Genomic DNA, 17,747 nt, shown 5'->3' with positions numbered 1-17,747 from the left:
CCCGGGAACTGGAGCCGTTCATGTCGCAGGACGATCTACTGTCCCAGGAAGAAATCGATGCCTTGCTGAAAGGGGTCAGCGGTGACGATGAGCCGTCGGCTGTATCGTCATCGTCCAAGGATGAAGCACGCATTCGCCCGTATGATCCTGCCACGCAGCATCGGGTCATCCGCGAACGCCTGCATGCGCTTGATTTCATCAACGAGCGCTTTGCCCGCTACTTCCGTAACGGCTTGTTCAACCTGATCAGACGCAGCGCGGACATTACGGTTGAGTCGGTACGCTATCAGAGCTTTAGCGAATTCTCGCGTAACGTGCCGGTACCCACCAACCTGAACCTGGTATCGATGAAGCCGCTGCGCGGCTCAGCGCTGGTGGTATTTCCACCCAACCTGGTGTTCATGGTGGTGGATAACCTGTTCGGCGGAGACGGTCGCTTCGTTACCAAGTCGGATGGCCGCGAATTTACCAACACCGAGCAGCGCATCATTCACCGACTGCTGAACCTGGCGATCGATGCCTACCAGGAAGCCTGGAAGGTCGTATATCCGCTGGATGTCAATTTCATGCGCTCAGAGGTGCAGGCCAAGTTTGCCAACATCACCAGTTCGCCCAATGAAATCGTGGTCAATACCAAGTTCAATATCGAAGTGGGCAATCTTTCGAGCAACTTTCAGATCTGCATGCCCTACGCCATGATCGAGCCGTTGCGGGATCTGCTTGCCAACCCTATCAACGACAGTAACCATGATCATGACGGCACCTGGTCACGACGCATGGCAAGCGAGCTGCGCCAATCAGAGGTAGAGCTTGTTGCCGAGTTTGCCCAGATCTCGAGTCGCATCGCGCACGTGATGGGGCTCAAGCAAGGCGACGTGCTGCCTCTGGATATTCCCAATACCATCACGGCCCGTGTTGACGGTGTCCCGGTCATGGAGTGCGAATACGGTAGCCAGCGCCAGCAACGCGCGCTGCGCGTACTTCGCATGATCGACCATGCGGTCATGAACAACGTATCGTCGAAGGACTTTATTAAAGGTTCGACGCGACAGAAAGCCAAGGAATCCAAAGCATGACTGATCCTAACAAACCCGATCAAAATGTTTCCGATGACGATTGGGCGGACGCCATGTCTGAGCAGGAAGACTCCTCCGTCGCCAGCACGGCTGGTGAAGAAGATCCCTGGGCAGCCGCGATGGCCGAACAGGAAGCCGCCGAAGAGGACGCCGCTGAAGAGGACGACCCGTGGGCGGCGGCGATGGCCGAACAGGGAGCTTCCGAAGAAGAAGAGGCTCCAAGCGAGCCTGCCCCGGTGGCCAAGGCCGCAAGCGATGAGATATTCAGGCCACTGGGTCCGGGTAGTGCCAACGAGCAGGCCCGCGATCTCGAAATGATCATGGATATTCCGGTAAAGCTGACCGTCGAGCTTGGCCGTACCAAACTGACCATCAAGCAGCTGCTTGAACTTGCTCAGGGCTCGGTGATCGAGCTCGAGGGACTCGCGGGTGAACCGATGGATATCCTGATCAACGGTTATCTGATTGCCCAGGGCGAGGTTGTGGTCATTGAAGACAAGTATGGTATCCGCATCACGGAGATCATTACCCCATCCGAGCGCATTCACAAGCTTAACCGATGAGTGTCGCACCGCCGTCACATCAAGATAACGCCATTGACGCGCTGGGTAGTGGCAGCGATGCCTTTATCGGCATGGCCATGCTGGGCAAGACGGCCGCGGCCTTGGCATTCGTCATTGCACTTATCTTGCTGTTTACCGCACTATTGAAACGCTGGCAGAACCTGCGCCCTTACCAGGGCGCTCATCTGCGCGTCATTACCAGTACGGCGGTCGGCAATCGTGAGCGCGTGGTCGTGGTCGAGATAGAAGATACGTGGCTGGTGCTGGGCGTGAGTAGCGGGCGTATTACCAAGCTCCATGAACGTCCGGCGCCAGCAGATCGTCCGCTTGATACGGATACGCCCCCTGACGCTTCTTCGCGCTTTTCGCAGCGCCTTGCTCAGGCACTGGCGAAAACCCGGCGTAAAGCCGTCGACAGCGATCCCCCCCAGACTCCATGAGATACCGGATGCACTTTTCTCGGCCCCTCTGGCGCTTGCTGCCTGGCATTGCGATCATTCTTTGCCTACTGATCACCCCCGCTCACGCCCAGCAGTTGCCAGGCATTGTTTCCCAACCCTTGGACGATGGTGGCCAGCAGTGGTCTCTTTCCCTTCAAACACTGCTGCTGTTAAGCTCCCTTGCCTTCTTGCCGGCGATGCTTTTGATGATGACCAGCTTTACGCGCATCATCATCGTTCTCAGCCTGCTGCGCACGGCCATGGGAACCCAGTCGACACCCCCCAATCAGGTGTTGCTCGGCATTGCGCTATTCTTGACCTTTTTCATCATGTCGCCGGTCATTACCCAGGTATATGACACCGCCTGGCAACCGCTAGCGAACGAGACCATCAATTTCGAGGAGTTCCTGCAGCTTGCCCAACTACCGTTTCGTGAGTTCATGCTGGCACAGACACGAGAGCCGGATATTGCCCTGTTTGTTCGTCTGGCCGACGTAGGGCCGCTGCAAGGTCCCGAAGAGCTGCCCATGCGTGTGTTGCTGCCGGCCTTCGTCACCAGCGAGCTCAAGACGGCCTTTCAGATCGGCTTTACCGTCTTCATTCCTTTTCTGATCATCGACTTGGTCGTGGCGAGTACGCTGATGGCACTTGGCATGATGATGGTACCACCAGTCACCATTTCGCTGCCGTTCAAGTTGATGCTGTTTATCCTGGTCGATGGCTGGCAACTGATCATTGGCTCGCTGGCCGAAAGCTTTTACATACTCTAGGAGCGCCGAAATGACCCCTGAAATGGTGATGAGCATGGCTTATCAGGGCATGCGGGTAACGCTATTCCTGGCAGCGCCCGTACTGCTGGCAGCCCTTTTTACAGGTTTGATCATCAGTCTTTTCCAGGCCGCGACCCAGATCAATGAAATGACGCTGACGTTCATTCCCAAGATTCTGGCGGTATTTGCCGTTCTCGTATTGGCCGGCCCGTGGCTGATCGGGCTTATCACCGATTTTACCTATCGGCTATTTACCAATATCCCCAACATGGTGATGTAGTGCGGTGGTAGAGGTCACCTTCGCCCAACTGCAAGGCTGGCTTATCGCCTTCCTGTGGCCCTTTGCGCGTATCACGGCCTTCATGGCCGCCGCACCGCTCTGGGGGCACTCCAGCATTCCCAATCAGGCCAAGGTAGGCCTGGCCGTTCTGGTCAGCATCGTCATCGCCCCTCTCCTGCCGGCCATGCCCAACGTGGCCATCATGTCCTGGGCGGGAATAGGCATCATGGTCGAGCAGATCGTGATCGGCCTGGCCATTGGCCTGGTGATGCACATCATATTTGCAGTCGTGCAAGCGGCGGGTGAGTATATCGGCTTGCAGATGGGATTGGGATTCGCCAGTTTCTTTGACGCGGCAAGCGGTACCAATATCATGGTGCTTTCGCGTATCTTGTACATGATCACGCTACTGATGTTTCTGGCGTACAACGGACATCTGATGGTGCTTGAAACGCTGGTAATGAGCTTTCAGACGCTACCCATCGGCATGCAAGGACTCAATCCAAACGCCTTCGAACTGCTGGCCCGGTATGCAGGTACCATTTTTGCTTCAGGCATGTTGCTGGCTCTGCCGCTGGTTGGCTCGCTTTTGACCATTAATCTCGCACTTGGCATTCTCAACCGCTCCGCCCCTCAGCTCACGGTTTTCAACATCGGCTTTCCTACCTCACTGACCGTTGGCCTTACCCTCTTGATGGTCCTGATGACCGATATCGGCCGTTTCTTGCAATCACTCTTCAGCCAGGCGCTCGGGATGATGCAAACACTGATAGAAGCGATGGCCCCCTTAAACTAATCCCCCGTGAAGCTGCTGGCCTCAAGGGGGATACGATGACGCGAAGTACTCAGGCCGGTTCTACATGTAGTTGAACAGCGACATGCTCTTCATATCCACGAACGTCTTCTGCGCAGCCTGCAGACCCACCTGGCGCAAACTGTATTCGGAAATCGCTTCCGCGTAATCCAGATCTACCAGATCGGAGAGCGTTTGCGTGTAGTTCATCATGCGGTTGCTGCCTACGGCGTCAATGACATCCAGCTCGTTAAGGCGAGCACCGGCAGAAGCCCTGACGGTCAATACATTATCCAGTGCATTGTCTAGCTCGCGCATAGAAGTGCTAAGCGTATTGCGCAATGCCGCTTTTTCAGTTGGAGTTTCAGCAGGTTTTTCCAGCACGCTAATAGCAGCTTCCATCGTCTTGAACAGATCGGCTGGCTGCTCTTCGCTACCTGCTCGAGCCACGCTAATTTGATCACCTGCTGCAGGCATGCCATCAAGCGTAATACTCAGCCCACCAAATACTATCTGCTGACCATTGCCTATATAGCTGCCTGTTGAAAGCTCTGCGCCATCGCCTCCGATAACGCTATAGGTAAAACCGTCTCCGCTATCGGCTACTGAAAATTGAATAGCAAAGCTTCCACCGTAATTATCATCAGAGGCATTTTGAGTCCTTAGACCCGAGAACGTTACGTTACCTGCATTACTAGACTCAGCTTTGGCTATGTAACCGGCGCTGCTCGCCACGCTCTGAAAAATGGACTTGCCACTCTCAGCTACTGGCATCAAACGCATACTGTCTACCTGCTGCTGGCGGCCATTCGCATCGCCGTTGTATACAACGTTGCCATCTGGCGTTCTGGCAAACGGTGGTGCATTATCTTTGTATCCGCCAAATAGATGCCGACCATTCCCGTCGGTCGCGTTTGCCTGGCCTATCAGCGTCTCATAAACGCCTTTTAACTCACTAGAGACCGACTCACGGTCAGCGTTACTGAGTGTATCGCTTGATGCTTGTATTAAAAGTTCTTTAGCTCTTGTAATGGCGTCTGCAACGCTGTTGACGATGCTTTCCGTTTGAGCAAGCGAGTTACGCGCAGAAACGCGCGCATTCGTATATTGCTCGGTAATAGCCATAGACTGATCGACCCCAATGGCACGTGATGCTGCCTGAGGATCGTCAGAAGGGTTCACGACGCGGCGGCCACTTGCAATCTGCTGACTAATTTTCAGAAAATCGCTCTGCTGTCGATTCATCGACGCCGTGCTTTGCTCGAACATGGTGACGCTGCTAATACGCATGACAGGAACTCCTAAAATTAGCTACGCAGGTTCAGGATGGTGTCCATAATGGAGCCTGCGGTATCAATGACCCGCGCATTAGCCATATAGTACTGTTGGTAACGAATCAGGTTCGCGGCCTCTTCATCCAGATTGACCCCGGATTCCGACTGCTGAACCGCACGCAGTTGATCCGTCAATCCCTGGCGAGCGTCCAGGTTCACTTGGGTAATATTGGCACGATTACCCACATCGCTCACGATAGAAGCATACGCGCCACTGACCGAAGCGGAGCCGCCCACCACCTTATTATTATTCTGCAGCGCTTGCAGGGCTAAGGCGTTACGGTTATCACCTGTGGCCGAAATAATATTCTGACTAACGGTTAGCGTCGCTGTTGCATTGGCGTCTGGCAGTGCTCCCATCGTAAAGCTGATGCCATCAATAACTACTATATTTCCTTCCTCTAATACTTCAGTATCTGCATCAAAAGCCGTGTCATTGACCCTGATCGGAGCTGAAGGCACTGCGGTCAACTTACCGTCTTCATCCACAGTTAATTGATACTGCTTGCTACTAGAAAACGCTGTCGGAGAAGTTTCTAGTCCGCTAATGTTTAAATTACCCGTACGTTTAAATGAGTTGAGCGTACTGCTGTCTCCGCCCTCAAACCCTGCATCGCCAGCAGCAATCTTATCTATATCGGTAATATCCACGTTCATACCGTTACCGGCACGCCGTACGGGCTGGATTTCGAAACGATCACCGGCTTGCGGATTACCATTAAAGTCAACGCTGACACCACCGAACTTAAGTTCCCTGTCGTTATTCCAGGCATCTTTGTCGAACGCTACGGTCTGTCCATTATCTTTACGCGTGATAACAGGGTCAGTACCTTCAAAACGAATGGTATAGTCCGTTGCCTTAAGTTGACCGATATTGTCAGCGTCAAAGGTCACCACCACATCAACACTACTGCTATTTCTCTGGCTGGGAATTGCTCGTGGCGTGCCAACAGAGAAAAAGTCCCCTCCCCTTTCTCCCTCTAGGTCTACGCCTTCCTTGTGCTGCTCATTGAATGCAACGGAGAGTGACACCGCCAACTGACCAATTTGATTCTGGGTCTTGTCCAGGGTCTCTGAGCGAAAGGTCATCAAGCCGCCCAGCGCTCCACCCTTGATCGTTGACTCATCCAACTTCTTTAGATTATTACCACCATCACGATAACCGACGACAATACGCTGTGGGTCAGCATCGGACGCCACAGCTTCTAGCTTGAACGTGTTGGTGCCGGTCACTAACGGCTGACCATTAGGCAAGCTGATATTGTACGTTTTGCCATCCTGAATATTCAGGCGCAGATCCATGAGCTCGTTAAGATCAGAAACCATTTTATCGCGCTGGTTCAGAAGGCTGTTGGGCGCTTCACCGGTACGCGCTCGGGCCAGGGATATTTCTTTATTGAGCCCGGCAATCTGTTCTACCGTATTATTGATCTGAGTAACTTCATCTTTTATCTGATTATTGATGTTGCTCTGCATGTCCTGCAGGTAACCATCAAACGAGCGAAACTGGGAGCTCAGGGTGTTAGCGGTCCCGAGCACACCTTGGCGTGCCGCTGGATCAGAAGGCGCACTGGCCATTGCTTCCAGGGAAGAGAAGAAATTTTGCATCAACGGCGACAGACCTGCTGCCCTATCTGCCAGCAAATTATCGATCTGTGAAATCTGGTTATTGTAGGTATTTAGCGCACTGGATTGAGTCTTCGCACTGTTTAACTGATTGGCCACATAGGTATTGAACTGGCGCTCGATACTGTCGACACGAACGCCGCCGCCAACGCGCCCCTCCCCCAGTTGGGCAAGTTCGCGGTTATAACCGGGTGTAAACACGTTGCTGATATTATTGCTGGTCGTGTTCAGGGCATTTTGCGCCGCGTTCAGGCCGCTTAAACCAACAGAAAACATGCTCATAATTTATATCCTCAAACCGATACCCACTCTATCGGCAGCATTCTTGGAAACTTGAGAATCTGCTAGCGGGAATCGGCCAGTAAAGTGCCTGCGTCGGGTAGCCTGCCCATCGTGTTCATCACGGCGATAAGCTTCTGGGCATAGCGTGGATCGGTTGCATACCCACCTTGCTGAAGTGCGTAGGCAGCCTGTTCGGCGCTGCCCGCTTGGACAACCCCTGCGTAACGTGCGTTCTTACCTATCAGATTGGCATAGTCGGTAAGCGAATGCTCGAACGAATCGTAGACACGGAATGTATCCACCACCTGAGTACGTCGGCCATTGATATATTCGTGCGTCACGATATCGGTGGTTTCTCCACGCCAATGGCTACCTGCCTTGATACCAAACAGGTTATGGCTATTGCCACCCTGGCGAGTCGCTATCTCATGCCGGCCCCATCCCGTTTCCAGCGCAGCCTGAGCCAGAATCAACTCGGCAGGCACACCGCTGGCCCGGCTTGCGGCCTGGGCAGGCGTGGCGAGCTTGTCCAGAAAGCGCTGAACATGGTCTGGTGCGTTAGTGGATACCGGCGAGCGAGACACGACAGGCTCCGCTGCTGCGGCATCGGCTTTCTGACGTATGGCCTCAAGTTCGCTCAAAAAGCGGCCATCCGCCTGAGTTCCCACGGCTCGCTCACCCTGGGGTTGCAAGGCTCCATCCAGTACACGGGGAGTCCCCCTCGGGATGCCGGCAATGAGTGCCTGAAGTTCTTTATCCGCCTCAGGGGCGCCACCGATGGCTCCTTGGCGCTGCAGTTGCTCGACCAGCACGTCGGCCAGGCCCATGCCCTTTGAGGCAATCACCTGTGACCACTGCTGATCCAGCATCTGCTGGTAGGTATCGGTGGTGGAACTGTTCATCAGACCAGAGGCTGGAATCGCCTCCCGCATGCTCTTCATCATCATTTGCACAAAGAGGGCTTCAAACTGCTGAGCCGCTGAATGAACGCTGGCTTCAGGGTTCATGCGAGCGTTGTGCTGCAAACGCTGAAAGCCCTGGACATCGAGAGCAAACTGACTGGTCATGTCATTGGAAATACTCATCAGATGACCTCGAGCTCAGCGCGCAGCGAGCCAGACGCCTTGAGGGCCTCCAGAATCGACATCAAATCCTGAGGCGTCGCGCCGAGCGCATTCAGCGCGTTGACGACTTCATTGAGCTGGGCACCCTCGACAATCTGCAGATAGGCCTCCTGCTGCTCGATATCGATGTCAGCATCGGGTACCACGACGGTCTGCCCCTGGCCCAGCGGTGCTGGCTGGCTCACGCCAAAGCGCGAATCGATCATGATGGACAGACTGCCATGGGCAACCGCCGCCTGGCGAAGTGTCACGGCACTGTTCATGACGACAGAACCCGTACGGGAATTAAGCACCACGCGCGCCGGGGCCTCGGTAGGCGTGACCTGAACATTTTCGACCCGCGCCATGAAATTGACCCGCGCATTGGGATCCAGCGGGCCATCAAGCGCGATTACACGGCCATCACGGGCGTAAGCCACGGATTGACCGAACTCGCTGTTGATAGCAGATACCATGCGCTGCACGGTGCCAAAATCGGCTTCGTTGAGCTGCAACTCCAGCAGCCCCCCATTGCCGCCCAGGTTCAGTGGCACTTCACGTTCGACCAGCGCCCCGCCCGGGATGCGCCCTGAGGCCTGCTGGTTGATCTGTACGCTACTGCCGCCCGCCTGAGCTCCCGCCCCCCCTACCAGCATATTGCCCTGAGCAATTGCGTAGGTATCGCCATCGGCACCCTTCAAGGGGGTCATGAGGAGCGTGCCGCCACGCAAGCTGCGCGCGTTGGCAATCGAGGAAACCACGATATCCAGACGCTGGCCCGGTCGTGAAAACGGTGGCAGATCGGCGGTTACCATTACCGCGGCCACGTTGCGCAGCTGCATGTTGGTGCCCGGTGGAATGGTCACGCCCAGTTGCGACAGCATATTCGTCAAGCTTTGACCGGTAAACGGCGCCTGGGTCGTCTGGTCACCCGTGCTGTCCAGACCTACGACCAGCCCGTAACCTACCAACTGGTTATCGCGCACGCCTGCAAAGCTGGCCAGCTCGCGAACACGTTCGGCGTGGGCCGGCAGGGCAAGCAGGCATACAAGCAGTACGCTACCTAGCTGGATAAAGCGTCTTTTAATCAATCGAAAACCGTTTAGCCGCATTGCCATCACTCTGGAATACTCTGCTGTGCAACCTTCCAGGCACTGCTAGAAAGGTGAAACGTTCAGGAAAAAGCGCTGTAGCCACCCCATGTGCTGCGCTTCATTGATGTAACCGTCCCCAACATACTCGATGCGGGCATCGGCTACCTGCGTGGACGGCACCGTGTTCTGCGTCGTTATCGTCCGAGGATTCACCACGCCCGAGAAGCGGATAAATTCCGTGCCCTGATTGATGGCTATCTGCTTTTCCCCTCTTACCCTCAGGTTGCCATTGTTCATGACTTCCAGGACCGATACGGTAATCGTGCCGGTAAAGGAGTTGGTGGCTTGTGCGCCCCCGCCCCCGGTGAAGTCATTGGCACCAGAGACGTCGAAGCCGTATTCGGCCAAGGTATCGAGCACGTCAGGCAACTGGGCAAGCGTAAGTGACGAACTGCCAGCACGCGTAGCATTGGAGCGCGCGTTCTTGCTTGCGCTTACCTGCTCATCCAGCACGATGGTAAGGATATCGCCCATGGCCCTGGGCCGGCGGTCTTCAAACAGTGGCTGATAACCACGCCGGGCCTGGTAGATCGAGCCATTGGGAACAGGCGGCGGACGATCCACGATATCGATCTGCTCCTGCTCGCCGACTACCGAAGCACGGGGGATCTGCGCGCACCCCGCTGCCAGCAGTACAAAAAACAGCACGGCAATGACGCCCAGCCGACGGCCAAGATAGTTCAATTCCTGCATGGCTCAATAGACCTCAAGACGCGCTTAGAGCTGGCTCAGTCGCGCCAGCATTTCATCACTGGTCGACACGGCCCGGCTGTTGATTTCGTAGGCCCGTTGGGTCTGAATCATGCTGACCATCTCTTCCACAACGTTTACGTTCGACGTTTCCACGTAGCCTTGAAACAGGCGACCGGCACCATTGTTACCGGGTATATTTTCATTCGGCGCGCCTGAGGCGCCGGTTTCCAGGTAAAGATTGCCTCCGACACTCTCAAGACCTGCCGGATTGATGAACGAGGTCAGCGTTATTTGGCCCACGTTATTGTCCTGTGCGACGCCAGGCTGGCGCACGCTTACGGTGCCATCTTCGGCGATTGTCACGGCCAGGGCATTCTCGGGTACAAAGATAGCTGGCTCCAGCGGGTAACCGTTGGCGGTTACCATCTGACCATTTTCATCGAGCTGGAAGCTGCCATCTCGGGTGTAGCCCGTGGTGCCATCCGGCAGAAGTACCTGGAAGAAACCTTCACCGTTGATCGCCAGGTCGCGCGAGTTTTCCGTCTGCTCCAACCCGCCTTGGGTATGCAGACGCTCGGTGGCAACGGCGCGAACACCGGTACCGACCTGCATGCCGGAGGGTAGACGATCCTGAATATTGTTCTGGGCGCCAGGCTGTCGCATGTTCTGGTACAGCAGGTCTTCGAATACCGGACGCGAACGCTTGAAACCGTTGGTGCTGACGTTGGCCAGGTTATTGGAGATAACATCCAGCTTGGTCTGCTGGGACTCAAGGCCGGTCTTGGCGGTCCATAGAGAAGTAATCATGAGGATTCATGTTCCCTTGAAGTAAGAGGCTAGGGTCTAGCCCTGAACGGAGAGAATACTGTTGGCACGCTGTGCGTTTTCATCAGCAGTACTGAGCATCTTCATCTGCATGTCGTAACGCCTGGCAACATCGATCATCGATACCATGGCATCCACGGCGCTGACGTTGCTGCCCTCAAGCGCGCCACTCACCAGGCGGGCGTTTTCATCGCCGGGCAAAACGCCAGGCTCACCCTCTTCATTGAGCGGACCGCGAAACAGGCCATCGTCACCGCGGGTCAGAAACTGCTCATCCGGCGTTACCAGCTTGATGCGACCAACCTCAACCAGCGCTTCAGGACCTTCACCTGCAGGAATGGCACTGATCGTGCCATCGGCGCCAATAGATACCTGCGCCCCCTGAGGAACCGCGATGGGGCCGCCACCGCCCATGACCGGCCGGCCGACGTTCAGCAGTACACCGTCGCTATCGAGCTGCAGATCACCACGCTTGGTGTAGGTTTCGGAGCCATCGTCTGCCAATACCGCCATCCAGGCGTTCCCCTGCATCGCTACGTCCAGCGCACGACCGGTAAACTCGACCGGCCCCTGGGAGAAATCGCTGCCCGGCGTGGTGGTAACCACCGAGGTGCGCGTGGCCAGCAAGGCATCCCCCTGAACAGGTACGGAGCGCGCCGCCTGCAGCTGGGCACGAAACCCCGTCGTGGTCACATTGGACAGGTTGTTGGTCACCACCGACTGCTGGTCCATGGCGTTTTTAGCACCGCTCATGGCGGTATACAGCATTCTATCCACGCGCTACTCCTCGCTCGTTGGGCCCGCTATCACAGGTTGATGATGGTCTGCAGGAGCTCGTCCTGGGTGCTGATGGTCTGCGAGTTCGCCTGGTAGGCGCGCTGGGAGACGATCATGTCGACCAGTTCCTGAGCCAGATCCACGTTGGAAGTTTCGGTAGCGCCGGGCTGTATTGACCCGCGTAGCCCGGTACCCGGCGCTCCAACTAACTCCTGACCTGAGCTTGCCGAAGCCGTCCAAAGATTATTGCCAATAGGGTTCAAGCCTTCTGGGTTACGAAAGCTTGCCAAAGCGACTTGACCTGCTGCGAGTGACTGCTCATTGGAGTAGTTACGCATGATGGTGCCGTCATCCTGAATGGTAATACCCACCAGAGCGCCCGACGTATAACCATTCTGGTTTGAATCGCTCGCCGTCGAATCGTTACCGAACTGCGTTGTGCCGGCCAGGTTATAAGTAAACGTGAGCGGTGAGGCGGCACCACTATCGATAGCTAAAGAAAGCTGAGCTTGATTATCCTGACTCGGCAAATCGTTGAATGCGGCTTCTAGCGCTGCTTGCGCAGTACCTAACTCCGCTATACGCGTATTATAGGTATCTCGCTGGTCCTCTCCATTGAAGTTGCCCAACGTACCAAGAAATTCTTCATCGTCAAAATCAGGATCACTTACGGCATCGGCAGCATCAATCAGATTATTCAAATTGGTTATAAATCCGATTCCAACGTTATTTCCATTAGCGACGTTTGCTTCCGCAGTAGTTAAGCTACTCCTCAAGCTAGCTATATTGTTTCGCAAGGTCGTAATTTGCGGGTTATCAGCAGCCACACTTCCGTTTTCAACCAAGCCATTAAGATAAGTTTCTGCAGAACCAAGCCGACTACGAATATTACTAAGCTGCGTATTAAGTGCATTTCCTGAGTTGCTTAAATTCTGCTGAGCTGTACTTAGGTTGTTTTGAGCAGCCAGATACTCAGACGTTTGCTCACGAATGGATGTCAAGGTGCCATTTTGATTGAATGCAACAAAGAAGTTGTTTCTTTGGTCATATGTATTATTGGAGACAACTTTAGCCTCCCAAACATTTTGGTTATCGCCTCCTGGACTTCCCACCTTTTCATAATAAACCGTGGTATTGACAGGGTTCCCCAAAGAGTCGTAGGCCGTAAAGTTCGTCGAGAAATGAAAATCGATATTCTGCCCATTAACGCTGATCGTGTTGAGTTCTTCTCCTGCGCGCTCACGCGAGTCGAGGTTCAAAACGTTTTGTACTGCCGTCGTTGATCGAGCCGGCAGCGCCCCGGAGTCCACAGTAAGCGCCGACACCTGACCACTAGCCTGAATATTGCCATCGGCGCTGGCCTGGTAGCCCATTATTTGTGCACCCTGAGCATTCACCAGACGGCCATCGGGAGTCATCGTTAGCTGCCCGTTACGCGAGTAACCTATTTCACCATTCGTCTGCTGAAAGCGGAAAAAACCGTCCCCGGCAATAGCAAGGTCCAAATTTCTGGACGAGGATTCGACGTTACCCTGGCTGAAATCCTGCAATACAGAAGAGGTACGAACCCCCAGACCGATACGCGATTGTGCATATACGTCGGCAAACTGCACGCTGGAGCTCTTGAAACCAACGGTTTGTGAGTTGGCGATATTGTTGCCAATAGCGCCTAGTTTTTCACGCTGGGCATTTAGGCCGCTGAGTGCTTGTGAGAAGCTCATGATGTTCCCCTGAAAAGATAGTGTTTAGCGAATAATCAAAGAATTTGTTTAATTTGATCAAGCGCTACCTGACCGTAGATCGCGCCCAGATCCAGACGAACATCCTTGCCACCTGCGCCGGGCGAAACGCCCTGCACCAGCGCATAGTTGAGCGCTCGCGACTCCATCAGCTCGCCTTCGGCATTCGTCGCCTTGAAGTTGACACTGTAGGCACCGGCGGGTACTGCAGTACCATCATTTGTCAACCCGCCCCAACTAAAGGACTCAACGCCTGCCGCTACCGCGCCTAGGTCCTTGGTGTAGACCACTTCTCCCGCTTTGCTAACGACCGTGGCCACCACATTGTCAGCAGCCGAGTCCAGCTCAATACCAAAAGGCGTAGCGTAGGATCCATTCGCTTCATCAACGCTTACCATTACCCTGTTACCGGGCACCAGCACTGCCTTGTCGATCAACCCTGCCGCCTGTAACGTCTTAGAGGCATCCATCTGCTGGGTAATACCTTTGAGCGTAGTATTAAGCTCTTCGATGCCGCTTACCGTATTGATCTGTGCCAGCTGAGACGTCATTTCCGCATTTTCCATGGGATTCAGCGGATCCTGATTCTGCAATTGGGTGATCAGCAAGGTCATGAAGCTGTCGCGTAGATCGTCCGAACGGCGAGCAGACGCTCCATTGGTGCTGGTACTACCGCCGTTGATGCTATTTATAACGCTAGTATCAATACTCATGTTTACCCCTCACCCAGCGACAGTGTCTGTATCATCATCTGCTTTGTGGTATTGAACACCTCGACGTTCGCCTGGTAGGAGCGAGACGCAGAAATCATGTTCACCATTTCGTGCACAGGCTCCACGTTAGGCTTGGCCACATAGCCATCTTCATCCGCCGCGGGGTGGTTTGGCATATACTCAAAGCGTAACGGCGAGTCGTCTTCGACTATTTCGGAAACCCGAACGCCGCCCACGCCGTAGCGGGTATTCTGCGCCTGGGACTGAAACATCACCTGTTTGGCACGATAGGTCTCGCCATCGGGTCCGGCAATGCTGTCGGCATTGGCCATATTGCTGGCGGTCACGTTCATGCGCTGCGACTGAGCACTCATGGCAGAACCGGCCACATCAAACGCTGAAAACATCGACATACTTATCTCCTCCGCGATCGGTTTGCCTACTCAGGCTGCATCGCGTTTTTCAAACCCTGGATACGGCGGTTCATGATGGTCAGTGCCGCCTGGTAACGCACCGCATTGTCAGCAAACTGAGTACGCTCGCGATCCATATCCACCGTATTGCCATCCAGACTCGGCTGGTCTGGGATCCGATAGAGAAGATCCGTACTGCCAACGCCCCGCCAGGCGGGCCCAGCCCCCTGGAGGTGGCGCTCGGACGTGCGCGCCAACGCCAGCCCCCCCTGACTACCCTGCTGAGTGGCGCCACCTTCAACCGCTTTTTTAAGTTCGCTGGCAAAGTCGATATCCCGCGCCTTGTAGTTGGGCGTATCGGCATTGGCAATATTGGCGGCAAGTACTTCGTGGCGCGCCTGGCGCAGGCCAAGTGCCCGTTGATGGTAGTTAAAAGCAGACTCTAGCTGATCAAGCATGCCGAACTCTCGCTGGCCGGGAGGCAACATATGATGGAATTTATTGATGGTGGAGAATACGCGCTAGAATGTCAGCCCAAAGCCTGGAACAGCTCGTGTTTACACCAGCATTTCGCGTGTTTCCTGTCGTGCCTTTTCGCTAAACTTGCTAGTCATTCCTCCTGACTTCTCCTCTTTTTCGAGCACCGTTCATGCCTTACCCGCTGCACGTTACGTTCCGCCGCCTGGCAGTATTGATGTGCTATGCGCTGCTGGGCGCAGGCCTGTTTATCCATACGTCTTCTGTCCGGGCTGATGATGAGCTGATGATGAGGGTTCATCAGTTTCTCTACGAGCAGACACAGGCACTTGGAGAGGAAGTGGTCATCGATATCCGCCCCCCTTCACCCCATCTGCCTGCCTGCGTCAAACCGGAACCTTTTCTGCCCAACGCAGGTCAACCCCCTTTAGGGCGTGTGTCGGTAGGCGTTCGCTGTGGCGAAGCACAGCGGCAGGTACGCTACCTCCAGGCCCAGATCGATGTCATTGGTGGTTACTGGGTAGCCCAGCACGATATAGAGCGGGGTACATTGATCACACAAGACATGCTGGCCAGGCAAAGCGGGAGTTTAAGCGCGCTTTCCTCCCAGGCCCTGATTGATGAAACAGACATTGTAGGCAAGATCGCTCAGCGCCCAATTCGGGGCGGCAGCGTGTTCCAGGCCAATGCCTTGCAGGTGCCGGCACTGGTCAAGCGTGGTCAGCGTGTAACGGTCATCGCACAGGGCAGTTCCTTTCGCGTTTCTCGCGAAGGTGAAGCGCTCGAGGAAGGTGGGCTTGGTGATCGTGTTCGCGTGCGCTTCGAGTCGCGTGAAATCTTGACGGCCCGCGTTACCGACCAGGGAATATTGGTGGTAGATTTTTAATTCCACGTCTAAAGTTTTATCCATCAGTGCCGATAGTTGTTAACACTGCATCCAATACAAGACGTTGACCAGGTGAGGCACACAACGTGAAAATTGAAAACGCAAATCCGCTGCTACGTGCCAATCAGGCACACCAGCGCGATGAAACGCAGAAAGCGGGTAGTCCCAAGCCGATCGAATCAGGCAGCACTACGCGTGAGTCCACTCAACTTAGCCAGTCGCGTCTTGATGAGACGTTCGATATCGATATGGCAAAAGTGCAGGAAATACGCGATGCCATTCGCGAGGGCCGTCTTGAAATGAACGCCGAGCGCATCGCAGACGGCCTGATTGCCAACCTTAGTGAATCATAGGATAACCAGTAATGAGCCTTGCTCGCTTGCTTTCTGATCAACACCAGCGCCTTGAAGAACTCTCGGTCCTGCTGTCGCGTGAGCAAACGCTTTTAACGCAGGGTGATATCGATGGCGAAGCCCTTGCCAGCCTGGCAATGGACAAGCAGAGTCTTCTTACTGAAATCGAGCGTATCGAAACACTCCGCTACAGCGTGCAAAAGCGCCTTGGCTACGAAGAAAGCGCTGATGGTGCCAGAGCCGCCGCGCGTGATGGTAACTGTCAGGATGCCTGGGAAACACTGCTCGAAAAAACCGAGCGCGTGGCGCGCATGAACGAATTGACCGGGCAGATGCTCTCGTTGCGCATGAAGCACAATCAGGAAATGCTCGACTATATACGCCAGATCGCCGAAAAGACGCTCTACAAGCCGGATGGACGCACGCGGGCTCAGTCCGGAAGAATCAACGCTTCTGCCTGACGAGCCGGCCGGCTGGACAGATCTTCTTGCAGCCGCTTCAATGAGAGCCTTCTTTTCTTATCAGGCTCGCCCATGCTCGATACACTCCCCGAACGCTTTACGGCTGTGATCACCGGTGCCTCTGGTGGTATCGGTCACGCGATTTTAAAAAAGCTCCTATCCTCTTCTCACGTAGGCCGTGTCGTAACGGTTACCCGCCAAGCGCTTGCCGTTGATGACGAGCGAGTGGTTCCACTCACACTTGACGTAACCACCGCCGAAGGCCGCCAGGCGCTAAAAACGGAATTGGCTGGCCAGCCGGTGCATCTATTTTTCAATGCGCTCGGCCTGCTGCACGACGATGCGCAAGCGCTTCAGCCCGAAAAGCGCCTCGATCAGCTCAGCGATGAGCACCTACAGGCCGTGATGCAAGTCAATGCATTCACGCCAGCGCTACTTGTCGCGGTTCTTGCAGACAATTTCAAAGGCGCGCACCCGTGCGTGATTGCCAGCCTGTCAGCAAGGGTCGGGTCTATCAGTGATAACAGGCTAGGAGGATGGTATAGCTACCGGGCAAGCAAGGCGGCGCACAATATGCTGCTTAAAACCGCTGCCATCGAATTGAAGCGTCTCAATCCTCAGTCAGTCGTCTTGTGCCTTCACCCAGGCACCACCGACACATCGCTCTCAAAGCCTTTTCAAGCCCGCGTGCCCAGTGAAAAACTGTTTACCCCTGAGTTTGTGGCAGACCAGCTACTGGAGGTTATCTCCCAGCGCACACCCGATGATACCGGCAGTTTCTGGGATTGGGCGGGAAAGCCCGTTGAATGGTAACGTGCGTGCTACTTTTTTCTTTCGCACATAAAAAAATCCCCCGAGGCGCAAGCCCCGGGGGATTTTTCATAATAAGTGCCTGACGATGACCTACTCTCGCATGGGGAGACCCCACACTACCATCGGCGCTAAGCGGTTTCACTACTGAGTTCGGCAAGGGATCAGGTGGTTCACGC

The 17,747-nt window shown here is 54.9% G+C and carries 21 protein-coding genes, 1 rRNA gene and 1 pseudogene; 10 read left to right on the top strand and 13 right to left on the bottom strand.

Features of this window, described 5'->3' with window-relative positions:
- The first annotated feature begins 20 nt into the window (after nt 1-20).
- Genes fliM through fliR form a run of 6 tightly spaced genes read left to right on the top strand, consistent with a single transcriptional unit; the run spans nt 21 to nt 3,925 of the window.
- Nucleotides 21-1,076 (top strand): flagellar motor switch protein FliM, encoded by a 1,056-nt coding sequence (fliM, locus tag HW452_RS13575; protein WP_224106654.1) that lies wholly within the window; start codon nt 21-23, stop codon nt 1,074-1,076.
- Nucleotides 1,073-1,639 (top strand): flagellar motor switch protein FliN, encoded by a 567-nt coding sequence (gene fliN / locus HW452_RS13570; RefSeq protein ID WP_224106653.1) that lies wholly within the window; start codon nt 1,073-1,075, stop codon nt 1,637-1,639. Before fliM ends, fliN begins: the two co-directional genes overlap by 4 nt.
- Nucleotides 1,636-2,079: a flagellar biosynthetic protein FliO gene (gene fliO / locus HW452_RS13565; RefSeq protein ID WP_224106652.1), complete on the top strand. Its 444-nt coding sequence runs from the start codon at nt 1,636-1,638 to the stop codon at nt 2,077-2,079. Before fliN ends, fliO begins: the two co-directional genes overlap by 4 nt.
- Before the next feature lie 8 nt (nt 2,080-2,087).
- The gene (gene fliP, locus HW452_RS13560) at nt 2,088-2,849 is read left to right on the top strand and encodes a flagellar type III secretion system pore protein FliP (RefSeq protein ID WP_224106651.1); all 762 of its coding nucleotides are present in this window, start codon (nt 2,088-2,090) and stop codon (nt 2,847-2,849) included.
- A 10-nt stretch (nt 2,850-2,859) separates the two neighbouring features.
- Nucleotides 2,860-3,129, top strand: a complete 270-nt coding sequence (gene fliQ / locus HW452_RS13555; protein ID WP_224106650.1) for a flagellar biosynthesis protein FliQ — start codon at nt 2,860-2,862, stop codon at nt 3,127-3,129.
- Nucleotides 3,130-3,133: 4 nt separating this feature from the next.
- Nucleotides 3,134-3,925, top strand: coding sequence for a flagellar biosynthetic protein FliR (fliR, locus tag HW452_RS13550; protein ID WP_224106649.1), 792 nt, complete (start codon nt 3,134-3,136; stop codon nt 3,923-3,925).
- 60 nt (nt 3,926-3,985) lie between these two features.
- Here the strand turns inward: fliR and flgL are convergent, their stop codons facing one another.
- The 12 genes and pseudogenes from flgL to flgB all read right to left on the bottom strand — a co-directional run bounded on the left by flgL (nt 3,986) and on the right by flgB (nt 15,039).
- Entirely contained in the window at nt 3,986-5,212 is a 1,227-nt protein-coding gene (gene flgL, locus HW452_RS13545; RefSeq protein WP_224106648.1) for a flagellar hook-associated protein FlgL, read from the bottom strand.
- A 17-nt stretch (nt 5,213-5,229) separates the two neighbouring features.
- The gene (flgK, locus tag HW452_RS13540; RefSeq protein ID WP_224106647.1) at nt 5,230-7,164 is read right to left on the bottom strand and encodes a flagellar hook-associated protein FlgK; all 1,935 of its coding nucleotides are present in this window, start codon (nt 7,162-7,164) and stop codon (nt 5,230-5,232) included.
- 62 nt (nt 7,165-7,226) lie between these two features.
- Entirely contained in the window at nt 7,227-8,249 is a 1,023-nt protein-coding gene (gene flgJ / locus HW452_RS13535; RefSeq protein WP_224106646.1) for a flagellar assembly peptidoglycan hydrolase FlgJ, read from the bottom strand.
- On the bottom strand, nt 8,249-9,379 hold the full coding sequence (locus HW452_RS13530) for a flagellar basal body P-ring protein FlgI (RefSeq protein ID WP_224106645.1): 1,131 nt from the start codon (nt 9,377-9,379) through the stop codon (nt 8,249-8,251). Before HW452_RS13530 ends, flgJ begins: the two co-directional genes overlap by 1 nt.
- Nucleotides 9,380-9,424: 45 nt before the next feature.
- Complete coding sequence (locus HW452_RS13525; protein WP_224106644.1) at nt 9,425-10,114, bottom strand: flagellar basal body L-ring protein FlgH; 690 nt, start codon at nt 10,112-10,114, stop codon at nt 9,425-9,427.
- 24 nt (nt 10,115-10,138) lie between these two features.
- Entirely contained in the window at nt 10,139-10,921 is a 783-nt protein-coding gene (gene flgG, locus HW452_RS13520; protein WP_224106643.1) for a flagellar basal-body rod protein FlgG, read from the bottom strand.
- A 36-nt stretch (nt 10,922-10,957) separates the two neighbouring features.
- Nucleotides 10,958-11,716: a flagellar basal body rod protein FlgF gene (locus HW452_RS13515; protein ID WP_224106642.1), complete on the bottom strand. Its 759-nt coding sequence runs from the start codon at nt 11,714-11,716 to the stop codon at nt 10,958-10,960.
- A 29-nt stretch (nt 11,717-11,745) separates the two neighbouring features.
- A complete protein-coding gene (locus HW452_RS17755; RefSeq protein WP_425348113.1) occupies nt 11,746-12,543 on the bottom strand; it encodes a flagellar hook-basal body complex protein in 798 nt (265 codons plus the stop codon).
- An 81-nt stretch (nt 12,544-12,624) separates the two neighbouring features.
- Nucleotides 12,625-13,437 (bottom strand): annotated as a pseudogene (locus HW452_RS17750) (flagellar hook-basal body complex protein); the annotation flags it as partial.
- A gap of 35 nt (nt 13,438-13,472) precedes the next feature.
- Nucleotides 13,473-14,168: a flagellar hook assembly protein FlgD gene (locus HW452_RS13505; protein WP_224106640.1), complete on the bottom strand. Its 696-nt coding sequence runs from the start codon at nt 14,166-14,168 to the stop codon at nt 13,473-13,475.
- 2 nt (nt 14,169-14,170) lie between these two features.
- Nucleotides 14,171-14,581 (bottom strand): flagellar basal body rod protein FlgC, encoded by a 411-nt coding sequence (flgC, locus tag HW452_RS13500; protein ID WP_224106639.1) that lies wholly within the window; start codon nt 14,579-14,581, stop codon nt 14,171-14,173.
- Between the two features lie 26 nt (nt 14,582-14,607).
- A complete protein-coding gene (gene flgB / locus HW452_RS13495) occupies nt 14,608-15,039 on the bottom strand; it encodes a flagellar basal body rod protein FlgB (protein WP_224106638.1) in 432 nt (143 codons plus the stop codon).
- A 191-nt stretch (nt 15,040-15,230) separates the two neighbouring features.
- On the opposite strand from flgB, the gene flgA reads away from it, so the two are divergent.
- The 4 genes from flgA to HW452_RS13475 all read left to right on the top strand — a co-directional run bounded on the left by flgA (nt 15,231) and on the right by HW452_RS13475 (nt 17,571).
- Nucleotides 15,231-15,944 carry a flagellar basal body P-ring formation chaperone FlgA gene (gene flgA, locus HW452_RS13490; RefSeq protein WP_224106637.1) on the top strand — a complete coding sequence of 238 codons (714 nt, stop codon included), beginning with the start codon at nt 15,231-15,233 and terminating at the stop codon, nt 15,942-15,944.
- 86 nt (nt 15,945-16,030) lie between these two features.
- A complete protein-coding gene (gene flgM / locus HW452_RS13485) occupies nt 16,031-16,297 on the top strand; it encodes a flagellar biosynthesis anti-sigma factor FlgM (RefSeq protein ID WP_224106636.1) in 267 nt (88 codons plus the stop codon).
- Nucleotides 16,298-16,308: 11 nt separating this feature from the next.
- Complete coding sequence (locus HW452_RS13480; protein WP_224106635.1) at nt 16,309-16,758, top strand: flagella synthesis protein FlgN; 450 nt, start codon at nt 16,309-16,311, stop codon at nt 16,756-16,758.
- Between the two features lie 72 nt (nt 16,759-16,830).
- The gene (locus HW452_RS13475) at nt 16,831-17,571 is read left to right on the top strand and encodes an SDR family NAD(P)-dependent oxidoreductase (protein WP_224106634.1); all 741 of its coding nucleotides are present in this window, start codon (nt 16,831-16,833) and stop codon (nt 17,569-17,571) included.
- A gap of 77 nt (nt 17,572-17,648) precedes the next feature.
- Here HW452_RS13475 and rrf read toward each other — a convergent pair.
- A 5S ribosomal RNA gene (rrf, locus tag HW452_RS13470) occupies nt 17,649-17,747 on the bottom strand; the annotation flags it as partial.

The organism is Vreelandella aquamarina, from assembly GCF_020075495.1.
Taxonomy (GTDB): Bacteria; Pseudomonadota; Gammaproteobacteria; order Pseudomonadales; family Halomonadaceae; genus Vreelandella; species Vreelandella aquamarina_A.
The sequence above is the reverse complement of the archived record's forward strand: the minus strand, read 5'-3'. Positions and strand labels throughout refer to the sequence as shown.